This is a genomic window from Photobacterium sp. DNB23_23_1, from assembly GCF_052873815.1.
This window is the reverse complement of record NZ_JBNNXT010000022.1, coordinates 1-22,390: the sequence shown is the minus strand read 5'-3', so window position 1 is coordinate 22,390 and position 22,390 is coordinate 1. Positions and strand designations below refer to the sequence as shown.

18 protein-coding genes are annotated in these 22,390 nt (G+C 44.3%); 12 read left to right on the top strand and 6 right to left on the bottom strand.

Annotated elements, in window-relative coordinates; all coding sequences use genetic code 11:
- Positions 1-54 precede the first annotated feature (54 nt).
- Positions 55-1,026: a CHAD domain-containing protein gene (locus ACVA53_RS14655; RefSeq protein WP_255044745.1), complete on the bottom strand. Its 972-nt coding sequence runs from the start codon at positions 1,024-1,026 to the stop codon at positions 55-57.
- A 276-nt stretch (positions 1,027-1,302) separates the two neighbouring features.
- Here ACVA53_RS14655 and hppD point away from each other — a divergent pair, with 276 nt between their 5' ends.
- Together hppD and ACVA53_RS14645 are read left to right on the top strand one after the other, a co-directional pair.
- Positions 1,303-2,379 carry a 4-hydroxyphenylpyruvate dioxygenase gene (hppD, locus tag ACVA53_RS14650; RefSeq protein WP_255044760.1) on the top strand — a complete coding sequence of 359 codons (1,077 nt, stop codon included), beginning with the start codon at positions 1,303-1,305 and terminating at the stop codon, positions 2,377-2,379.
- Between the two features lie 587 nt (positions 2,380-2,966).
- A complete protein-coding gene (locus ACVA53_RS14645; protein WP_255044746.1) occupies positions 2,967-3,323 on the top strand; it encodes a hypothetical protein in 357 nt (118 codons plus the stop codon).
- 206 nt (positions 3,324-3,529) lie between these two features.
- Here the strand turns inward: ACVA53_RS14645 and ACVA53_RS14640 are convergent, their stop codons facing one another.
- Positions 3,530-4,429: a LysR family transcriptional regulator gene (locus ACVA53_RS14640; RefSeq protein WP_255044747.1), complete on the bottom strand. Its 900-nt coding sequence runs from the start codon at positions 4,427-4,429 to the stop codon at positions 3,530-3,532.
- A gap of 215 nt (positions 4,430-4,644) precedes the next feature.
- Between ACVA53_RS14640 and ACVA53_RS14635 the strand changes: the two genes are divergently transcribed.
- Positions 4,645-6,294, top strand: a complete 1,650-nt coding sequence (locus ACVA53_RS14635) for a glycoside hydrolase family 13 protein (RefSeq protein ID WP_446505465.1) — start codon at positions 4,645-4,647, stop codon at positions 6,292-6,294.
- A gap of 94 nt (positions 6,295-6,388) precedes the next feature.
- A complete protein-coding gene (locus ACVA53_RS14630) occupies positions 6,389-7,492 on the top strand; it encodes a tyrosine-protein phosphatase (RefSeq protein ID WP_446505464.1) in 1,104 nt (367 codons plus the stop codon).
- A gap of 37 nt (positions 7,493-7,529) precedes the next feature.
- On the opposite strand, the gene glgX is transcribed toward ACVA53_RS14630, so the two are convergent.
- Positions 7,530-9,479 carry a glycogen debranching protein GlgX gene (glgX, locus tag ACVA53_RS14625; RefSeq protein WP_446505463.1) on the bottom strand — a complete coding sequence of 650 codons (1,950 nt, stop codon included), beginning with the start codon at positions 9,477-9,479 and terminating at the stop codon, positions 7,530-7,532.
- 368 nt (positions 9,480-9,847) lie between these two features.
- Here glgX and ACVA53_RS14620 point away from each other — a divergent pair, with 368 nt between their 5' ends.
- The 4 genes from ACVA53_RS14620 (at position 9,848) to ACVA53_RS14605 (ending at position 15,565) form a co-directional block, all read left to right on the top strand.
- Complete coding sequence (locus tag ACVA53_RS14620; protein WP_446505462.1) at positions 9,848-11,233, top strand: carbohydrate porin; 1,386 nt, start codon at positions 9,848-9,850, stop codon at positions 11,231-11,233.
- A gap of 135 nt (positions 11,234-11,368) precedes the next feature.
- Positions 11,369-12,277, top strand: a complete 909-nt coding sequence (locus ACVA53_RS14615; RefSeq protein WP_446505461.1) for a MalM family protein — start codon at positions 11,369-11,371, stop codon at positions 12,275-12,277.
- 133 nt (positions 12,278-12,410) lie between these two features.
- Positions 12,411-14,237 (top strand): alpha-amylase family protein, encoded by a 1,827-nt coding sequence (locus tag ACVA53_RS14610; protein WP_446505460.1) that lies wholly within the window; start codon positions 12,411-12,413, stop codon positions 14,235-14,237.
- Positions 14,238-14,377: 140 nt separating this feature from the next.
- Positions 14,378-15,565 carry a potassium/proton antiporter gene (locus ACVA53_RS14605; RefSeq protein ID WP_255044753.1) on the top strand — a complete coding sequence of 396 codons (1,188 nt, stop codon included), beginning with the start codon at positions 14,378-14,380 and terminating at the stop codon, positions 15,563-15,565.
- A 200-nt stretch (positions 15,566-15,765) separates the two neighbouring features.
- Here ACVA53_RS14605 and proX read toward each other — a convergent pair whose 3' ends face one another.
- From proX to proV, 3 genes are read right to left on the bottom strand one after another with little or no spacing between them, the layout of a single operon-like run.
- Positions 15,766-16,773, bottom strand: coding sequence for a glycine betaine/L-proline ABC transporter substrate-binding protein ProX (gene proX / locus ACVA53_RS14600; protein ID WP_446505459.1), 1,008 nt, complete (start codon positions 16,771-16,773; stop codon positions 15,766-15,768).
- Positions 16,766-17,851 carry a glycine betaine/L-proline ABC transporter permease ProW gene (gene proW / locus ACVA53_RS14595; RefSeq protein WP_255044755.1) on the bottom strand — a complete coding sequence of 362 codons (1,086 nt, stop codon included), beginning with the start codon at positions 17,849-17,851 and terminating at the stop codon, positions 16,766-16,768. The genes proX and proW overlap by 8 nt, the downstream gene beginning before the upstream one ends.
- A gap of 4 nt (positions 17,852-17,855) precedes the next feature.
- A complete protein-coding gene (proV, locus tag ACVA53_RS14590; RefSeq protein WP_255044756.1) occupies positions 17,856-19,043 on the bottom strand; it encodes a glycine betaine/L-proline ABC transporter ATP-binding protein ProV in 1,188 nt (395 codons plus the stop codon).
- A gap of 670 nt (positions 19,044-19,713) precedes the next feature.
- Here proV and ectA point away from each other — a divergent pair.
- From ectA to ACVA53_RS14570, 4 genes are all read left to right on the top strand, one after another.
- Positions 19,714-20,247 carry a diaminobutyrate acetyltransferase gene (ectA, locus tag ACVA53_RS14585; protein ID WP_446505458.1) on the top strand — a complete coding sequence of 178 codons (534 nt, stop codon included), beginning with the start codon at positions 19,714-19,716 and terminating at the stop codon, positions 20,245-20,247.
- A gap of 34 nt (positions 20,248-20,281) precedes the next feature.
- Positions 20,282-21,547, top strand: coding sequence for a diaminobutyrate--2-oxoglutarate transaminase (gene ectB / locus ACVA53_RS14580; protein WP_446505457.1), 1,266 nt, complete (start codon positions 20,282-20,284; stop codon positions 21,545-21,547).
- Between the two features lie 12 nt (positions 21,548-21,559).
- Complete coding sequence (locus tag ACVA53_RS14575; protein WP_446505456.1) at positions 21,560-21,946, top strand: ectoine synthase; 387 nt, start codon at positions 21,560-21,562, stop codon at positions 21,944-21,946.
- A 118-nt stretch (positions 21,947-22,064) separates the two neighbouring features.
- A partial coding sequence (locus ACVA53_RS14570; RefSeq protein ID WP_446505455.1) for a transposase occupies positions 22,065-22,390 on the top strand: 326 nt, incomplete at its 3' end.

The window sequence follows — 22,390 nt, the reverse complement described above, 5'->3', positions numbered from 1 at the left end:
GGTGTCAGCCCATACACCGGTATGGGTTAGCACTGCTCTCAAGGGCCGGTTCTATCACGGTGCCGGCGCTTGATACAGGGTATAAAAAAGGTCAAGGTTGTTGGGTTGCCTGAACAGGATAAGTTGCTCTACAGTTAGCTGTTTAGCTTTTAAATGGTAATCGGCATAAATATCAATCAGCTCTTCAATCGCTTTATAGCGTCCACTTTTTAGTTTTTGCTCGGTCAGGTAGTGCTTGAAAAAATCCAATTGCACTGATGAATCATTAAAACTGCCTAATCTATCTTGCAAAATCTTGAGTTGGGCTACCTGTAGCTTGGTCTCTTTTATTGGTAAAACCGGTGTAAAGTACTCCAATAAATAACGAAATTTTTTACAGTCGATTCGTAGCTGGTGGATGATGGTATCATCGCTATTGGCATCAATGTTATGGCACTGGCTTTCTATCTGTTTGAATTGACGCCATAAAAAACTATGTGCTGTGCTGTTTGATTCGAGCTGTCCCTCGACTGTGGGGTTGTTCCTCATGTTTTCAAGCTGAGTAAGTACCTGCTTGCACGTAGAATTATATTCGCTGGATTTCAGCCATCCTTTGAGGAATTTCAATGCTTTCCTACGTTGGGATTGAATATCATCAAAGAAGCGGGTCAACCCTTTGTGGTGCTGGTGTTCGAGTAATGAAAAATACTGCTCCATGTTTATCAGGAATACATCAAGGTCACGTACCAAATTGGTATGCTGCATGAGCTGCCTTAAGCAATCTTTCAATATCTCTTTATCCTGACGTCGGAATAGGGGCTTAAGCAGGCTGATCAGCGTACGGCTTCTTCTCAGTGCGACTCGATATTGATGAATAAATTCTTCGTGATCATCTCGGATTATTCCCAGCTCATGCCTTCTGGCATGTTCAAATTCGTTAACGAGAAAATGGTATGTGGGCAGGTATATTTCTACTTCAGATGAGAGTTGTACCGCTGGCGTTTTTCGTTTGGGTAGTTTGAGCTGGTCCCGCTTTGTCACTGTCATATCTTATTTACCTCCTTTATTAACTGTAGTGTGAAATTTTCTTTTTTGGTGATGAGAGAAGGAAAATCTCACTGAGAAATAAGAAGAAAAAGTCATTTGTGATAGTTAGATCATGACTCATCAGAAGTGAGTCATTGAAATTGGCAATGAGAGTTTACGTCTTTACTTTACATTTTTGCAACATGGTATGCAGCACGAATTTCTCATCCTATAACGGAACTGCTAGTTCTTTAGATAAGGTCATACGACCATGATGATTTATGGCAGAAAAGGATGATGAAGATGAATGAGAACCCACTAGGGACAGACGGCTTTGAGTTTGTGGAATATACCGCCCCAACGGCTGAAGGGATTGTAAACCTCAAACAACTCTTTCACGATATGGGGTTTGCTGAAATCGCCAAACATAAACACAAGTCTGTATGGTTATACCGTCAAGGTGATGTAAATTTTATCATCAACGGGGAGTTACATTCTCAGGCGGCTGGTTTTGCTGGAGTCCATGGTGCGAGTGTGAATGCCATGGCGTTTAGGGTCGCTGATTCCGCTCAAGCATTGGCTTATGCGGTTGATAAAGGCGCAACGGCTTGCCCGCCTCAGGCTGGGCCAATGGAGCTCAATATTCCCGCTATCTACGGTATTGGCGAGTCACTGATTTACTTGGTCGATCGATACGGTGATAGCAATATCTATGATATCGACTTTGATTTCTATCCCGATTATCAGGCTCGTATGCAAGAGTGTGATGCTGGGCTGCTGGTGATTGATCACCTTACCCATAATGTGAATCGGGGTAATATGGATTTGTGGGCGAGCTTTTATGAGCGAATAGCCAACTTTAGGGAAATAAGACACTTTGATATCAAAGGTAAAATGACGGGCTTGCTATCGCGGGCGATGACGGCACCCTGTGGCAAGATCAGGATCCCGATTAACGAATCTCACGATGATAAGTCGCAAATTGCTGAGTACCTCAATCAATACAATGGGGAAGGGATCCAGCATATCGCTATGAGTACTGATGATATATTCGGGACCGTCGCTAAGCTGAAATCGGGTGGTTTGATTTTCATGAATACTCCCGACACTTATTATGAAGGGATCAATAAGCGCGTGCCGGGACATCATGAAGATGTTGCTAAGCTCAGCGAACTGAAGATCCTGATTGACGGTGATGAGACTGGCATATTACTACAGATATTTACCGACACTGTTATAGGGCCTGTATTTTTTGAAATTATCCAGCGCAAAGGTAATGAAGGTTTTGGGGAAGGTAACTTTCAAGCGTTGTTTGAGTCAATCGAGTTAGATCAGATCCGTCGTGGGGTACTCAAAGCAGAGCCTGACTCTTAGTCGGCTCTGTTCGCGTTTAAGAGTTACCCTATCTTTGGCCATTTCACTGGCCTTTTTCTGTGTGTAATATAATTACATTTCGTGAGTTAATTGGAAAATAATTATCTAAATGAATGTATGCTGCCCGAACTGCAGACATAATGATGCTCATCAGTAGCACTTTTCTTCGTTGGTATTTCCGTTAATGTGATATTGCTCACTATGCTGGTGTTGGGTGTGCTTTTGAAATTGTGAGGTATGTCTTTATTTAATTCTTGAATATTTTAATTATTCTGTTTTGTTGTAAATTTTCATCTGTATTTTGCGCTGTGGATCACCTGTTTTTCTTATTTTGTGTGATGTTTTGTGGGGCTGGTCACTAAAATGTTGCTATTAACTTCAGCGTTGCATTCTGTGTTAGCTTATTAAGGTATTGATTGAGTCGTCAGTTATACAGTTGTGAGCTTTTCAAAGTAGCTTACAAGGCAGTGAGGTCGGTGTTCCCCCTCTGGCCTCACTGTTTTCCAATCGCGGATTAGGCGACTTTGGCATGAGCCAAAATGATGATTAGCTCAGAAAATGGTTAACTTTTGGTGGTGGGATAGTATATGAAACAGGCGAAGAGCAAATTCAGTATTGCAGATATGGTCACTGTTAATTGCGGTATGGTAGACCCTGACTTTGGTCAAGATATATCAGGCTGGATTGGAACAGTAGAGAACATTCGCTATGCCGATGAGGTTGGTTATATATACACACTTCGTTGGAGCGATGAAACTCTGTGTGAGAGCAGTGTACTTAGAGTTTCTTGCGAAGAATTAGGTTTAGACTTCGAAACTATGCAATTAATAGAGTCCGATTTGTCTCTTTACTCATCAGCACGGGCTAAGCAATTCGTGAAACAGTGTCTGAACGTCCCAAGGCGAGAGAGAGCTTTTTGCTATGGTGACTTTTCTTTTTATTAAACAAACTCACTACCTTCTTGATTGCTTACCTTGGCATATCGACGCCATTGCGCAAAATAGTGAATAACTAGCCAAACGACGCTTTCAGCTTATCCAGTTATTAATGACTCGCCAACATGCCAGCCCGACCACGTTTGCTCTGGATAAATACTTGATTAACTACTTATCCAGATTGGTATTAGTTTAAAACTGGGAAAGGTGAGGGCCTACCATGAACGTGATAAAACATTTTTTATATCAGTGACATGAACGGCTAGGGGGTCATTGAGATGATAAATGCCAACGATGCCCGTTTGTGGCGAAGATGTGCTGGGGAGTGGGACGATGTCAAATTGCTCGAAGTAGTCAGCCATACTTTTGGTATACGGCATGATGGCTTTGGAGCTCGTCAATAAATCCAAACTGGCACTGAGGGAATTGATCTCATAGCTAATGCGCTCTCCGAGTTTTTTTCGCTCTTGCTCTTGTTGCTTGGGTTGTGGGTTTTCGATCAAGTGCTGATAACTGTCTTGGTCTGGCGTGACTTGCAGCAGTGGGTACAAGTCGGTGTCACCATCGGCATGACCACTGATTAACAAAGGGTGGGAGCGATGCACGAACAGTGCTTCTTGATCTTGTAGTATTGGGGTGAACAGCACATTACAGCGACGGGATAGGCCGTGAATTTCGTGTCCTATGAATAAGTCGATATGACCGTGGATCAGCATATCCATTAGCTTGAGATGGTTACCAAATTCAAGCTGAATTGAAATACCTGGATGCTGCTTGCAATAGCTTTGCAAGGCGGATTTTACAAATACCTCCCACCAGGCATCTCCAGTACCCATTTTGATCTTTTCTGTTTTCCTTGCTTTGAGATCGGCAAGTTTATCCAGCATGGTATCGTGGCGACGGTTTAGCTCCTGCACTTGCTCTTGGAATAATCTACCGTATTCGGTAAGTTCCACTCCTTTCGAACGGCGGGTGAATAGAGTGACATCTAAGCTTTTTTCCAGCTTCTTCATATTGTTGGTGAGGGTAGGCTGACTCAAGTTGAGCTGCTCAGCCGCAGAGCTGATATTCCCATGCTCAGCAATGGCGAGAAACTGGCGGTAGTGCTTGTCCATTGATAAAACCAGTGAAAAATCTTTGCAGGCAGTCTCACATTTTTTGAAATCCATCACAAAGCGAAAGGGTTAAAACTTGTGATCTCCGTCGTTAATAATCTTTATGATATAGGAAAAAGCTATATCACGGAGAGGGTGGTGTATTTTTCATAAGAAAGGCAACGGCATAAGATATTGCTAATTTCGATACCATGACTTCTTATTGAGGGTTTCCCATGAATATTACGCCTAAATGGTGGCACGATGCCGTTGTATACCAGATTTACCCGCGCAGTTTCTGCGATAGCAATAATGACGGTATGGGTGATCTTCAAGGTATTATCAGCAAGCTGGACTACTTGAAAGCTTTGGGTGTCAATGTCCTTTGGCTGTCACCGGTGTACAAATCACCGATGGATGACAATGGCTATGATATTTCCGATTACCAAGATATCGCACCAGAATTTGGCTCAATGGCGGATATGGATGAGCTGCTGGCTGAAGCAAAAAAACGCGATATTCGCCTTATCATGGATTTGGTGGTCAACCATACTTCCGACGAGCACCCTTGGTTTATCGAAGCGCGTAAATCAAAAGATAACCCCTATCGTGACTATTACGTTTGGCGCCAACCTGCAGAAAATGGTGGAGTACCGGATGAAATGGGATCTGTCTTTGGTGGGAGCGGCTGGGAGTTCGATGAGCAAACCGGCGAATACTTCCTGCACATTTTTTCCAAGCGCCAGCCCGACTTGAATTGGGAAAACCCTAAGGTTCAAGAAGAAGTGCACAAGATGATGAACTGGTGGATCGATAAGGGTATCGGAGGGTTTCGTTTAGATGTTATTGATCTTATCGGTAAGGAAATTGATAAGAAAATCACTGGTAACGGCCCACGCCTACACCCGTTGATCCAGCAGATGAACCGAGCGACTTTCGGAGATAAAGACTTGCTGACAGTCGGTGAAACCTGGGATGCCACGCCTGAGATTGCTAAGTTGTATAGCGATCCATCTCGCGAAGAGTTTTCGATGGTTTTCCAGTTTGAACACATTAGCCTGACCTGGAAGCACGGAGATAAGTGGCAACCAATCGCGCTGGATTTGCCAACCTTCAAGAAAGTGTTGACCAAGTGGCAGGTTGAACTGGCTGATGGGGGCTGGAACTCTTTGTTCTGGAACAACCACGATCTTCCTCGTGTTGTATCGAAATACGGCTGTGATGGCCAGTACCGTGTTGAGTCGGCAAAAATGCTTGCAACGACTTTGCATATGATGAAAGGCACACCTTATATCTACCAAGGGGAAGAGATCGGTATGACCAATGTCGCTTTTGAGAGCATTGATGACTACCGTGATATCGAGACACTGAATTTCTACAAAGAGCGGACAGAGAATGGGGTCGCGCCAGAAACTATGCTGGCTGCGGTACATGAGAATAGCCGTGATAATGGCCGTACCCCGATGCAATGGAATAGCAGTGATAACGGCGGTTTCTCGTCTGTCGAGCCGTGGATCAAGGCTAACCCTAACTACCCTGTGGTCAATGTTGACGCAGCGTTAGATGATCAGAATTCAGTGTTTTACCATTACCAAAAACTGATTGAACTACGTAAGTCCTTGCCGGTTATTGTGTACGGCGAGTTTGAGCCGGTATTTGCAGATCACGACAAAGTCTTTGGTTATGTCCGGTCTGATGCAAACCAACGCTTGTTTGTGCTCAATAACTTTACCGCAGAAGAAATTACACTGGCGTTGCCAGAGCATTTACAGGCAGAGCAAGTCGAGTGTGTCATTGCTAACTATGCTCACCATCACGTGTTACCAGCGACTATTACGCTGAAGCCGTATGAATCTTTTGCTGTACTGCTACCTGAAAGTCGCTAAATCCCGTTAACGGCTGTTTATTGTCATTACTATTGTTAGGCTTAGCTCTATTTCATCGCTGGAATAGAGCTTTTTTTAGGGGGAAAGGCAAGTTATGCGTTATAAAATTGAAGGTGATCGAGTTCTATTCAGTCTTTCTAGCACGTGTGAACATTTATATTTAATTGGAACTTTTACGAATTGGAAGCTTGATGAAGGTTTTCGCCTTGAAAAAAGTGGTGATGTCTGCCGCTTAACAAAATACGTCAATGAAGTGAATAAAATTGGTAACTCAGGCTTTATTGAATACGTTATTTGGAATGAGGTAACACAGGCTCCGGTTGACATAGAGAACTTTAAAAATGGTCACTGTTTTAATAATCAAAGCAACGGTGGCTTAAACCAATTATTATTTTTAGAAAAACCTTCTGAATGCCAATTAAAAGAGATATCAGAGGCATCTAAGCAATCATTCATTATAAAAAACCAAAAATCACATTTTTCTTCAGACTACCAGTTTGCTAACTTTCGACCTGTCATTGGTGGAAAGTTAAAACCAGATTGGCTCTTCCGATCTTACCACCCCGTGACGCCGTCTAGAGCCAATCATTCAGAATTAAAGATGATTGAGCCGACTAGGCAAGAAGCAGTTATGGCGCTTATTGAACATCATCAAATTCATAACGTAATCAATTTATCAGATAATGAAGCGGTACTCGCTGATTCTATGTTGTCAGCGCCTGATAGTTATTACAAACAACGCTGGAAGGCCGGTAGCATCCATAGTGTACCAGTGTCGTACGAGACGGTGTATTTCATGTCTGACAGAAATGAGGCACTAAATCATGACGAGTTGGGCTTTGAAGATGGTATTCGGCGTTTGATAGCCGTTGTTGCTGAACACGAAGGGCCATATTTAGTCCATTGCAGGCTGGGATCTGATAGAACCGGCGTTACTTGCGCTTTTTTCCAGTTGTTGATGGGGGCCTCGAAACAGGAAATCGCTGACAATTATCTCAAGACGAACCAGCTTGGAATTGGGGAGTACCGAAGCTTTAGGCTGCTGGAGAGGGCGTTACAAGCTGCAATGGGTGATGATTGTTTCTCTGATAGTGTTCAGAAAGTGAAAGCGTATTTGAAGCGCCTGAATATACCTGAAGAGTTAATTATGCAAGCGAAAGCTAACCTGTCAGGGGTAAACTCAGCTCGGTCTGCATAGTTAGGCCGGGCTGAGTCGTTTGGGGTTACAGAGAGAGCTAGTCGCGGTACAAAATCGTCAGTGATTGCGCACCTTGCATATACGTTGTTTGTACTTGGTGAGAGCCAAGTGTTGCCTCAGACGTATCGCAGATCACTTGCCATTTGCTACCTTCCGGCAAGCGGTAACGGGTAGGTATCCGAGAGCCATTGATCAAGAATAACAGCTCCTTGCCTGAATCAAACAAACCAAGGTACAGTGAAAAGGCTTCGAGCCCTTGCCAGTCTTCGGCATTCATCGGTTGCCCGTTTGAACGATTCCAATGAATCCGGTGTTGACCCCTGTTCTGTCCCCTAAAAGCACGAATGAATGGGGACATGTAGGTTTTTCGACGCTCTAGCATGATAGCTAACCATTGGCTGAACTCCGTTTTATCTTTGTACGTCGTCCAATCTGCCCAGCTGATCTCATTGTCCTGACAATACGCATTGTTATTCCCTCCTTGAGTGTGAGAGAGCGCATCGACAGCCAGGATATGAGGAATACCAAAGCTAAATAGCAGGGTCGTCATGAGGTTGCGCTTTTGACGCTCTCTACGGCCTAGGACGGCATAATTAGTTGTTTCCCCTTCAACACCGTGGTTGTTCGAACGGTTGTCGCCATGACCGTCTCGGTTGTTTTCACCATTAGCGTGATTATGCTTGTGGTTGTAAGACACCAAATCCTGAAGGGTGAAACCATCGTGGTATGAAATGAAATTGACGGGCAGTTTGTCAGGCCATTTGCTAGCACTGAACAGGTCTCGCGAGCCCATAATGCGGGTCGCAAACTCTTTGACGTTGTTCTCTTGGCATAGCCAGTAGCTTTTCACCGTGTCGCGGAACTTGTCGTTGCACTCGTTCCAGCCGCGAGGGAAATAGCCCAACTGATAACCGTCAGGGCCGATATCCCAAGGTTCGGCAATTAATTTCACCTGCTGTAGGATCGGATCTTGTGCGATGGCCTTGAAGAAGGCACTTTGGGTATTAAAGCGATCGCCGTGACGGCCTAGAGTGGCGGCCAAATCAAAACGGAATCCATCAATCTGGTAATGGGTGACCCAGTGGCGCAAAGTATCAAGCACGATGGTCAAACTGGGTTGATAAGTCAGATCAAGGGTATTACCACAACCGGTATGGTTCTTGTAGTTCTTGTGTGTGTCCAATAAGTAATAGTTCTTATCTAGACATTTGAAATGGAACTTAGGGCCACCCTCACCCCCTTCGGCGGTATGGTTGAACACGATATCCATGATCACTTCAATGCCATGGCGATGGAGTTCCCTGACCATGGTCTTCATTTCGGTAACGGGATCGGCCGTCGCATAGCGTGGCTCCGGAGCCATAAAGCATAGGCTGTTGTACCCCCAATAGTTGACCTTGTCCATTTTTAGCAAGTGAGGCTCAGACATACAGGAAGTGACTGGGAGGAGCTGAAGGCTGGTGACACCTTGTTCTTTGAAGTAGTCAATCATTTCTGGTTGGCATAAGCCAAGGTAGGTGCCTTGATATTTCTCTTCAACTTTAGGGTGTTGCTTGGTAAAGCCTTTAACGTGTGTTTCGAAAAGAATCGTTTGTTCAAATGGTACTTGGGGGAGGGTAGTGCCGTCCCAATCAAAGCGGTGATCGACAACAACCGATTTAGCAAAGTGCCAGCTCCTATCGGCAGTAAATGGTTCTATATAGTAGGGGGTCTTATTTAGCGCCTGGGCATAAGGATCGAGTATGAGACGGTATTCATTCTTGTCTTTTATTTGGTAACCGTATACCTGACCTTCTTTAATACCTTCTACAAAAACATAATGTATATCTAAGTGCTGACTTTCTAATTCAATGAAGGTTTTTTTGTTGTTGTTATCAAATAAAACCAGTTGGATCTCTTTGTTTTCCGAACAATGAATAGAAAAATTACAACCCTGATCACACAATGTAGCCCCTAGTGGAAATGGTTGAGCTAATTTAGCGAACATCCTGTACGTCTCTTTGCTATTTTACATATCAATAATGATTTTTAAGCGAGAAAATCTTATCAGTCAAGAGAAGTTTTTTTTTCTTAAAAAATTTTAAAAATTTAAGTTACCGATAATTTCATTAATACTGCATTTAAGTGACTGGCTTCGTGTTTTTCTGGCTTGAACTGTAATTAACTTTCAGTTTTACGCCTAACCTTCGTGAGGCTTATCACGGAACCTTTCTCCACCCCATTTCCTACGCCCCTCTCATCCTCCCTGCTCCTCCCCGGTTTGGGAGGATGTCGAAAACTGTATCAAGACTGAATATGAGTCCCGAAAAGATTGCTAGATAGCAATCATGATAAAAATATAAAAGGGACACTCCTATGAAACACAAGTTAGTACCTGTAGCAGCGGCATTACTTACCGCGCTAGCTTCACACAATGTAGCCGCTGAATCTGCCACTGATATCATCACTGATGGTTGGACAGTTAATGGTTATGGTTCTATGAACCTACGTTTTGATGACAACTTCGCAACGTTTGATGGCGATATGGGTAAAGAAGATTACCGCTACGCCAACACCGCAACGAGTGAGAGCACCAATCAGGTTGAGTTTGTTATCAAGAAACACACTGAGTTTGCAAACGGTGTTTACAGTGATTTTGTTATTCGTTCTGAATACGGTAACGGTAATACTTACGCATATTCTTCAGAGGGTTCTCAGAAGAAAAATACAGATGCGCAATTTGAAGTTAAAGAAGCCTATGTTGCTCTTGGTAACCTACCTTACCTTCCTGCGAACTCTGAGATATGGGGTGGTCAGCGCTTCTTAAACCGTTCTGCGGGTATTCTAACGGGTGAGTTCTGGAAACAATCTTCTGGTATGGGTGCAGGTTTTGAAATGAACCTAGAGTCCGGGCACAAGGCGGGTGTTGCAATGATGTCTGTCGACCCTGATGCTGGGTCATCTCGAGATTATGTATTTGAATGTGTAGATGCCGATGGTAACCCATCTAATGATGTAGGTGATTGTGATGTTTCAGTGCCTGATCCGGGTGCACGTCAAACAGCAACCTCTTTGGACTTTTACTACTACGGTGTACAAGCTCTAGGCGGTTCATTTGATTTCGATCTGAAACTAATGCGTGCTTCTCGCACAAACCCAGAAGCCGGCTCTGATGATGCTGATCGCGGAATTGGTGGTTCTATTACCTATAACCGTGATTACTACGGTTTCGACGGTTGGACACAAACAGCAATTGGTTATGGTACGGGTCTAGCGTCAAACCGAGGTGTTAACTACGGTAGTTGGAGTGCAGGTGGTGCATTTAGCGAAGATTCTAAATCGCTATTTATCACTTCTTACGGTGTAGCAAACATTGGGTCAAACTGGCAGTTAGGTACGGAAGTAACTTACTGGGCTCCTGAAAATGTAGACTGGGGTATCACTGGTGACAGAACTGATGAAGTCGAGCGTTTAATCTTTGCTGCACGCCCAACATATAAAGTAAATGATAACTTGCGTCTTGAGTTTACGGGTTCTTACGCAATTGAAGACTTAAATCAGAAAGCTTGGGGCCGTTCAGACGAGAAAACTGCTTTCTACAGCCTAGAAGCCGCTTCAGTCTTTACAGTTAATGCTGATTACTTCGGTCGCCCGCAAATCAAGCCATACGTGACTTGGTTTGGTGCTGATGATGAAGCCGCAGCAAATAATGGCGAGAAGAGCCAATATGTAGTCGGTGTCCACACTGAAATCTGGTTCTAAATCACATTTTTACCAAGGCAGCCCTCGGGCTGCCTTTTCAAATGATATTGGTTATATACCTATTGGCTTTTTTAAGTAGATTAGTGAAAGCAGATAGATATATACCCACCCAGCAGTATGGGTGTAGGAGATAAAATGAAAATAATGAAACTAACATTAGCGGCATTGCTGACAGCTTCACTGCTTGGCTGTGCAAGTTCCCCAACGACAGAAGATGTAAAAGACGTTACGATTTCTCAACCTGCTTGTTGTCATGCTTATAGTGAGTTTGCGTGGATCCCAATGAGTGGAGATAGTATCGATTTTGTGGTCGATGAGCATTCGCAAATAGGTGATTTTGCCGAGGGTAAAAGCTACTTTTCAGGTTTTGTGCTGCCAGAAAATGTTGATCGTATGCGGGTTGACCTAAAAAGTTGGATGCGCACATCGGGTGTGTTTGCACCCAAAGTACTTTTGCTCAGTCCGACTTTCCAAGTCGTTGAGTCTTTTGAGTTAACTGATTTCGATTTTAAACCTTCATCATTATTCCAGCTAAATAGCTACCATAAGCGCTTTGAAATGACTCAAACGGCAACGCCATATATGGTGGTCTATTCTCCGCTTGAATACCGTGAAGGACAAATTGAAGTGCCACACCCTGAGCGTATCCGCGCTGAAGAGTTAGGCTTGGCTCGCCCGATGGTGACCGATCCGGTTATTCAGCATCAGAAATTCGGTTCACTTGAGTTAGATCTTAAACCTGTTGCACTGCGTTCCTACCGTGCAACGGATGTGCCTGAGGTTGCGGTAGCGACCCCCACTGCTACGAAGTCTAACTCTGCGCCAGTAGCAACAGCAACAACGACAGCAACAACGACAGCGGTAAGTGTTGCTACTCCGTCATCAGCGAAAATGCTCCCAGAGAGCGAGGCTTTCTATAATAGCCAGATTAAAGCGGCAGTGGAGAGCAACGATTTGAAAAAAGCCCTAACCTTAATGGAAGAGGCCAAACGTGCAGGTTCGAGCACGGCGGAAACAACCTTCCTTGAGTTGATAAAACAGTAAGGCGCTGGTTTAAACATTACCCACATGAGCAAGGTGTTTTTCGAATCCTCACCTTGAGAAATATTGGGTATATCGGGCAGGCAATCGTCTGCTCGTTCTTTATCTTTTCTATTTGCTTTAATGAGTTTACTTCATGACATATTCAACGCATTCACCCGCTACTCAAAAGCGAACGACTAAGCAGACTAAAGAAGTGGTTTATCAGGTGTTCACGCGCCTGTTCGGTAATACCAATATGACCAACAAGCCGTGGGGCACATTGGAAGAAAACGGTGTCGGCAAGTTTGCTGATTTTACCGATAAGGCACTGAGTGGAATTAAAGCGCTGGGTGTGACCCACATTTGGTATACCGGGGTACCGCACCACGCTTTGGTGCGAGATTACACTGACTATGGTATCGAAAACGATCATCCAAGTGTGGTAAAAGGCCGTGCAGGTTCACCTTATGCCGTTAAGGATTACTACAATGTCAATCCTGATTTAGCCATTGATCCAGCCAACCGACTTGATGAATTCAAGGCGCTCATTGAGCGCTCGCATAAACATGGTCTTAAAGTCATTATTGATATCGTTCCTAACCATGTGGCAAGGCGTTATCAGGGTTTGACTAACCCAGAGGGCATCGAAGATTTCGGTGCATCTGACGATACCAGCGTGATTTATCATAAAGATAATAACTTTTACTATATTCCTGGCGAGGCATTCTCGGTTCCAGATGCGAAAGGTGGTTATCTACCTCTAGGTGGTGAACACCATCCATCGATGACTACGCCGTATGTAGAGTCGCCAGCTAAATGGACCGGCAACGGTTCGCGTCTGGCTAAGCCGGAGTTTGATGATTGGTATGAAACCGTCAAGGTTAACTACGGTATCCGTCCTGATGGCAGCAAAGATTTTGATGTACTGCCAGAAGGATATGAGAATGAAGACCACGCTGCCCATTTTGCCTTTTGGCAAGATAAAGAGGTACCCAATTCATGGATCAAGTTCCGTGATATTGCGCTCTACTGGCTTGCTATGGGTGTCGATGGCTTTCGCTATGACATGGCCGAAATGGTGCCGGTTGAGTTCTGGAGTTATATGAACTCCTCAATCAAACAAGTTAACCCTGATGCTTTCTTGATGGCTGAAGTGTATCAGCCGGATTTGTACCGTGATTACATCCATCTAGGCAAAATGGATTACCTTTATGACAAAGTCGATCTGTACGATGCCTTGAAGTTGATCATGCAGGGCAAGGGCTCCACCGATGCGATTGTCGAGGTTCAAGAGCAATTGATGGACATTGAGCATCATATGCTCCATTTCCTTGATAACCATGATGAGCAGCGTGTTGCGAGTCCGGAATTTGCAGGTGATGCCAATAAGGGCAAGCCAGCCATGCTGGTATCAACGTTACTGAGTACCTCACCGACCATGCTTTACTTCGGTCAGGAAGTCGGTGAAGCCGGCACTGAAGATGCAGGGTTTGGTTTGGCTTCTCGTACCACTATTTTTGATTATTTTGGTGTGCCAAACCATCAACGCTGGATGAACCATGGCGAGTTCGACGGGGGGCAGTTAACGGAAGAAGAGCGTGGGTTACGCGATTTCTACCAACGCTTGATGAATTTTTCTTTGACTAGTTCGGCATTGATGGGGGAGTACCAAGAGCTGCATACCTACAACCGTGAATATGGTGAAGGGTATGATGATCAGATGTTTACATTTAGTCGTTTTGATACGAACGAGCAGTTGATCATGTTGGCGAATTTTACAGATAGAGTAAAACGTCGAGTGACGTTGTCACTGCCGGCGGCATTGATTGCTCACTGGCAGCTTACAGATGGTGAGTATGCCTTAGTTGAACAACTCTATGCCGAGACTGATGTATCGCTGGTAGTCGAAAATGGTTTGGGGAGCATCCAACTTGATGTGCAGGCATATGACTGCTTGGTGTTATCGTTAGTCGTTGAGTAATCAAAAGAGCTAATGTTTGATTACATCAATTTTTATAATAATTTCAACTTGTCAGCAGACATTAGCCTCTAAGCAATAGCGCGCATGGTACAATTTGAGTTACCAGATTGTTATTCATCCGTGTTGTTGGGAGAAGTCTATTGAGTACAGAATTAATTATGTTAGGGATGGCTGCTTTGATTGCCATCGGAATCCTGCTTCATCAGCCGTCAAAAACCTTGGGCCTGCCTTCGTTGCTGATTTTTATCGGTGTTGGTCTATTGTTCGGTAATGGTGAATTTAATTTTGTTTATGACGATTTGGCGTTAACGTCATTCATCGGCTCGTTAGCCTTGAATGTGATAGTTTTTGTCGGGGGCTTGAATACCTCCAAAGCCAGTATCAAGGTGGCTTATAAAGAGGGTGGGTTGCTCTCTACTGTTGGGGTGTTGTTTACTACTTTCATTTTCGGCGGACTGCTCTACTACATCACAGACTTCAACATTTTAACCTGTCTGTTGTTTGCCGCCGTCGTTTCTTCAACTGATGCCGCTGCCGTATTCTCTATCCTCGAATCAAAGAAACTTAAACTGAAAGAATCAACCGATACGATTTTGGAGTTTGAATCAGCAACCAATGACCCCGTAGCATTGCTACTGGTGGCTATATTGACAGAGATGCTGGTTAATGCGAGCCAGCAGATCAGCGGCATCAGTATTGGCATTGAGCTCGTTCAGCAGATCCTTGTCGGCCTAGGGGCTGGTTACCTTATCGGTTGGTGTTGCGTTTGGTTGCTAAACAAAATTAAGCTTGAAGAGTATGGCTTGATCCCTGTCTTTATTTTGGCGTGTTTCTTTATCGCAGCATATGGTAGTGATTTGCTTGGTGGCAATATCTTAGTATCGTCTTACGTCGCTGGCGTGGTGATCGGGAATGAACTTAAACGTGGCCGAGAGGTGAGTAAGCACTTCTTTAACAGCTTATCGTGGCTTGCTCAGTCACTGATGTTTATTATCCTTGGCTTGCAGTTCTTCCCGAAAGAACTAATCGGGGATATGTGGCCAGCTATCATTCCGGCTATTGCTTTGATCTTTGTGGCAAGACCGTTGGCCGTTTTCCTTAGTTACCTGCCATTTAGGAAGGTATCGTTTAAGAAGAAATTGTTCATCTCAGCGATTGGCTTAAAAGGTGCTACCCCGATCGTATTTGCCCTGATCCCCGCTTCTGCTGGCGTTGCGGGTTCACAAGAGATGATCCACATGGTGTTCTTTATCGTGTTGATTTCTGTTGTGTTGCAAGGTTGGGCTATCGAACCGCTTTCGAACAAGCTAGGGCTCGTGGATAAATAAACTTGCCCACTTTGTCAAAGGTAGCTGCAAGGTCAATATCCCATTGTAGAGGTGAATACTTGGGGAGTATTGAAATATTCTTTAGGTCGCCAGAAGCATCAGCGCAAAGAAAACCCTCACTTTTTACAAAAGTGAGGGTTAATTTTGTAAGCTAAAAGATGATTCTAATACTTATGTAGGTTGGTATACATTAGGCTCGCTTACAGCGAGGCCTTCTTGGCTTCAGTAATCCAAGCGTCAAATTGCTTCTGGTTCGCCTTAATCCAACCGTTAACATGTGATTCAATGTCCGCAGTACTGTTTTTTCCTTGGCTCATCATCATGTTTTGTGCACTGACATCATTGATGTTGAGTTTGATAATCTCGAACAATTTAGCGGCAGACGGGTTTTTCTCGGCAAACTCTTTGTTGGCGACGATACTCATTGAGTTCATCTCGAATCCATAGTTTTTACCGTTGGCAAGTGTTGTATCGATATTCTTGCGCTCGCCAGGTAAGGCAGAGAATGGCACTTCTAACCAAACGACATCTTTACCTGGTACCAGTACGCCACTTACCCAATACGGTGTCCATGTGTAATACAGGATTGGATCACCTTTTTTATAACGCGAAATGGTATCTGCAATGATGGCCGCATAGTTACCTTGGTTGTGGGTGACAGTATCACGTAGGCTGTAGGCGCTGAGTTGCTCTTCAATCACCATTTCACATCCCCACCCCGGGTTACACCCGGTGAGATCCGCTTTGCCGTCTCCATTGGCATCAAACAGCTTGGCCAGCTCTGGATCTTTTAGTTGTCCGATATTGGTAATGCCGTATTTTTCAGCGGTTTTTTTGTCGATTAAGTAGCCTTGCGCTGCACCGCTGACATATTGACCCTGACGGTAGAATTTTTCATCACCACCAGACATGGTGTATTTATCAGCGTGAAGAGGAAACCAGCCAACAGTGAGGAAAGTGGCATCACCTTTGGCAATAGACGTATAACCGACGTTGTAATCCACTTCTTTTGTTGGCTTAACATCATAACCGAGTGCTTCTAGAGCGCGGTTTACGATTAATGTTTGAAAAGTTTCTTCGGCAACGGTGGACTGTACGGGTTGAACGGATACACCTTTGCCCGGTAGATCATTTGCCAGTGTATGGCCGGAAAAGCTGACAGAGGCGATGGTCCCGACTAAAAGTGCTTTCTTCCATGAATTACTCATTTGTATTTTTCCTCAAGTTGATAGTAGGCTGCTTCGTTTTGTTTTTACGTCTTAATAAGAATGAAACCGGTCCTGTGTGGTACCAGCGTAACTTTGTATTACCAGCGTTAGTGCCTAGGACTTGGGTAATACGGTCAAGTAAAATGGCCAGAATCACGATACCTAAGCCTCCAACAGCGGCGAGCCCCATATCCAGCCGGCCAATACCACGAAGTACCATTTGACCTAAGCCGCCGACAGCGATCATCGAAGCAATGACGACCATGGACAAAGACAGCATTAGGGTTTGGTTGACCCCTGCCATGATGGTTGGAAGTGCCAAAGGGAGCTGAATGCGATACAGCATTTGTTTTTTGTTTGCGCCAAATGAGTGGCCCGCTTCAATTAACTCTTCAGGCACTTGTTGAATCCCTAAAATGGTCAGTCGAACGACTGGGGGCAAGGCGAATATGATGGTGACCACGACGCCGGGTACGTTACCGATTCCGAACAACATAACGATCGGGACCAGATATACGAAAGCTGGGGTGGTTTGCATTGCATCAAGAATCGGTCGAATAAATCTCGCTGCCGTGTTGCTTCTCGCGAGCCAAATTCCCATAGGGAGTCCGATCAATAGGCAGAAAAAAACAGAGGTCAAGACCAGAGCAAGCGTGGTCATGGCTTGTGACCAAGCACCGATTAGGCCAATAAACATCAGCGATATAATGGTCGACACACCCAGCCGGAAATTAGAAAACTGCCAAGCTAATAAGAATAAGATTATTATCATGAAAGGGGCAGGTGTTGAAACCAATGCCGTTTCAAAAGACGTTAGTATGAAATCGATTGGAATACGAATGGCTTGAAAGACAGGGCGACCGTGTTCAACTAACCAGTTGAGGCCAGACTCTACCCAATTATCGAGTGGTAAAACGGCATCTTGAAATGGGTTTAACAAATCGAAAGGCTTCTCTTCTACGACTTCTGAGCTTAACCAGTCTGGGCCTGATACTGAATCTTCTCCTTGTGACCAAGGGTCACTTTGTTGACTTGTTGGTTGTGACCAAGGATCGTTGTTCGTTTGTTCCGATGACATGAGACTAATCCTTATCCAATGTTTGCAGAAGACGTGACTTTGTCACGACACCTAAATAGTGGCCTTGCTCGTCAACGACGGGGACGGCGTAGGGCACGCTAGCCACAAGGCCTAAGATGGCGTTAATCGGCTGGTCGGGCTCTAAGGTGATAGTATCTTCTAGCTGGGCACTGGCTAATGAACGCTTCTCCTTATGCGCAAGCTGCAAAGAATCAAGTGAGACAATGCCTGAGAACCGGCTGGATTTATCAATAACGATGCCGTAATCACGGTCATGATCCATTAAGATTTGTAACGCGGAGCCTGGACCGTCGTGCTCTGATTTTTTGAACATTGCCGAGGGCTTTTTACGGGCGATATCTTTAGCTGTTAGGACATTGGCTATATTTACGCCGCGGAAAAAGGCTTCAACATAGTCATTAGCTGGGCTGTGAAGAATTTCATCTGGAGTACCGACTTGAACGACTTCACCGTTTTGCATAATCGCAATGCGATCCCCTATCCGCATTGCTTCATCCAGATCATGGGAGATGAAAACGACCGTACGCTTATCATCGTTTTGCAAACGTATTAGTTCATCTTGCATCTCAGCTCTTATGAGGGGGTCCAGCGCTGAGAACGCTTCGTCCATGAGCAAAATATCAGGGTCGCAAGCCAGCGCACGGGCCAAGCCCACACGTTGCTTCATGCCGCCAGACAGTTCATCTGGGTATGATTCTGCATAGGAGTCTAGGCCGACACGTTGCAGTGCCGACAGTGCACTGATGTTTCTGTCTTTAACATTGACGCCCGCCAACTCTAGGCCAAATGCGGTATTTTCAATCACCGTCATATGAGGCATCAGTGCAAAGTTTTGAAATACCATTGATATGTTGTGGCGGCGAACTTCTCTAAGTTCTTCTTCTGAGATATGAGCAATGTCTTTTCCTCTCAGGTAGACGCTGCCTCTGGTAGGCTCTATTAAACGGTTCAGTAGCCGGACTAGCGTTGACTTTCCTGAACCGGATAGGCCCATGATAACGAAAATCTCTCCTGCATTGATGGTTAGAGAAACGTCGTTCACGCCCAGGGTGAGTCCAGTTTGTTCGAAAATTTGATCTTTATCGATACCATTCTCAATAAGCGAAAATGCGCGACTAGGATCGTCTCCAAACACTTTATACAGTCCCTTAACTTCCAGTATGGGATCCATGTCAATCATCCTTTTGTATATGTTTTGTTGTGTAACGTTTTGTACTCTAAGAAATTTGAGTGATTATTTCAATGTATGGCATACGGTATAATGGGTTAAGGCGTGTTTGTACGTGGTTGAGTGCTAGGTTGGTTATGATTTTAAGTTGTTGTAATTAATGGTTTTTATTTGATGTGTGTGAGTGTGTGGTTACCTGTTATTTACCATTGTGAAATATTTTTTTAATGTCCTCTCGGCGTTACTTAACATTCGCCTCTCTTTTGTGGTGAATGCTTAGGCTGTTAATTTTGGATAATCGTTAGATCACTAATTGATGTTTTGGTGCTTTTATCTGTTAGCGGGTTACTGTTGCGCGAACTTTAATATACTTCGCGTTAGTTTGATTATTTGTCGATATAAACCGCTATCAATACAGCATATTGGCGTAAATGGTCGTTACCCATAGTGTAGATGGCTGGTAAAAGTTTCTCTCTGTGTTAATCAATGCTACTGCATAACATATTTAGTAAATACGTTAGGGTTCGAACTAATGTGCTCAGGTGCTTTCATTGTAAAGTGTGATGTTGATCGCACAATTTCCTATTATATTATTGTTTTGTTGATTGCTGGCACTGAAAAGTGCTCATAATAAAAAAGGGAATTAATTAGGGCTCAAAGGATTTTTTTACCCATGATCACATCAGCTCCTTGGATGCCGCATTCAGATGTTGGAGAGGACTCAAGCCCTAAATGGAATTTTCGGGAACCTAATCGCAATGATGGTGATGACGTGTATCGTCTTATTGCAAATTGTCCGCCATTAGATATGAACTCCTCCTATTGTAATTTCTTGCAATCAACGCATTTCAGTAAGACCTGCATTTTGGCGGAGAAAAACAGTGAGATAGCTGGCTTCATTTCGGCCTATCAAAAACCTGATGAACAGAATGTGCTTTTTGTCTGGCAAGTTGCTGTCGCCCCTTTCTACAGAGGTAAAGGTTTGGCATTTGGTATGCTGAAAGCGCTTCTGGGCAGGAAAGGATTAGAAAACATAACGGTAGTTGAAACGACTATCACCAAAGAAAATGAAGCTTCTTGGACACTGTTTCAAAAGTTAGATTTACTCCATGGAAAGCTCGGAGAGGTGACGACTTTTCTTGATGAAAAGGATCATTTCAAAGACAAGCATGATACAGAATATCTGTATCGAATCCCCCTAAAATAATCTTCATTAAATCGGTATCAAAAACGGTCTTATTATGAATATTTTTAAAAAGCAAGAATCTAATGTTCGTTCTTACTCGAACAGCTTCCCTGTTGTTTTTCGCAAAGCGAAAGGGTGTTGGCTTGAAACGGATCAAGGCGAGCGGTACTTAGACTTTCTTGCTGGAGCGGGATCTCTCAATTACGGTCACAACAATCCACTACTCAAACAAGCGCTACTTGAGTACATTGAAATGGATGGTATTACCCATGGTTTGGATATGCATTCTGAAGCAAAAGGCACATTTCTTGAGGCATTGAATCGAATTATTCTTGAGCCCAGAAAGCTTAACTACAAAGTGCAGTTCACGGGGCCTACGGGGACCAATGCCGTCGAAGCGGCATTGAAATTGGCAAAAAAAGTAAAAGGCAGAAGTAGTGTTGTGGCATTTACCAATGGCTTTCATGGTTGTACAGCGGGTGCATTAGCAGCCACAGGAAACCAACATCACCGACAAGGTGCGGGCTCAGAACTACACAATGTCACCCGCTTACCGTTTGAAGGCTATGCCGGGGTTGATGGCCTTAAATTGTTCGAAACCATGCTCGATGATAATTCGGCTGGCATGGATAAGCCTGCGGCCGTTCTGTTGGAAACCGTACAAGGCGAAGGCGGGCTCAATGTCGCCTCGAATCAATGGTTGCAGAAACTCAGTAAAATTTGTCAGTTACACGATATCTTGCTGATTGTTGATGACATTCAGGCAGGTTGTGGCCGGACTGGCACTTTCTTTAGCTTCGAACCATCAGGCATAAAGCCTGATATTGTCACGCTGTCGAAGTCGATTAGCGGGTACGGCTTGCCGATGGCGGTCGTGCTACTTAAGCCGGAGCTCGACCAGTGGAAGCCAGGTGAGCATAACGGTACTTTCCGTGGTAACAATCATGCGTTTGTAACCGCAGCCATGGCACTGGAGATCTATTGGTCCACCAATGATTTTTCCGTGCATATCCAACAATGTGCCCAGCAGGTGAATAAGACCATCAACCGCTGTATTAAGCGCTTCCCCGAGATGTTTGTACGGGGTAAAGGTCGCGGCATGATGAGCGGCATTGAATGCCAGCGTGGAGATATTGCCGGTGATATCGCGAAAGCGTGTTTCGAGAACGGTATGGTCATCGAAGCTGCGGGCCCAAACGATGAGGTCGTGAAGTTTTTTTGTCCGCTAACAATTAGTGACGCTGAATTAACCCAAGGGTTGAGTATATTCGAGGGGGCAGTAGAGGCCGTCGCTGCAAAATTTTATAAAAAAGCATCTTAACAGGGAAGAATTATGATTGTTAGAACACTCAGTGAGTGTCGCAACAGTGAACGACGTGTTGTTGCCGATAATTGGGAAAGTGTCCGTATGTTGCTCAAAGACGACAATATGGGCTTTTCCTTCCATATTACAACAATCTACGAAGGTACTGAGACCCATATACACTACCAAAACCATTTAGAGTCTGTTTTCTGCATGAGTGGTGAAGGCGAAATTGAAGTGGTAGGTGGTGAAACCTATCCGATAAAACCGGGTACTTTGTATATTTTAGATAAACACGATGAACATTTTCTAAGAGCATATAAAAATAAAGAAATGGTTATGGCTTGTGTCTTTAATCCACCGATCACAGGGGCTGAGGTACATGATGAAAATGGTATCTATCCCCTTGTAGACTAATATACCCCTCGACTTTAATTTTGGCCATGTATATAAAAGGTGGAGTGTAGTGGTACGGTGAATTTGGCCACCTGATTAGAGGTGATATCATCACCTCAGAAAGCTAACAGGTGACACAATGACAAAACGTAGCAGAAGAACATTTAGCCCCGAGTTTAAACTAGAAGCCGCACAGTTGGTTATTGACCAAGGCTACTCGGTAGCTGAAGCCGCCAAGGCCATGAATGTTGGCAAATCAACCATGGATAAGTGGGTTCGCCAACTTAAAGAAGAGCAGCAAGGAGTTTCACCTAAAGCTTCTCCGATGACGCCTGAACAAATCGAAATCCGCGAATTAAAAAAGAAACTTGCTCGTCTTGAAGAGCACAATGAAATATTAAAAAATGTATGGTCTGCTCCGATTTTGCAAGGAAAAGCTCATTGTCAGAAGTCGTTTGCGTCAAT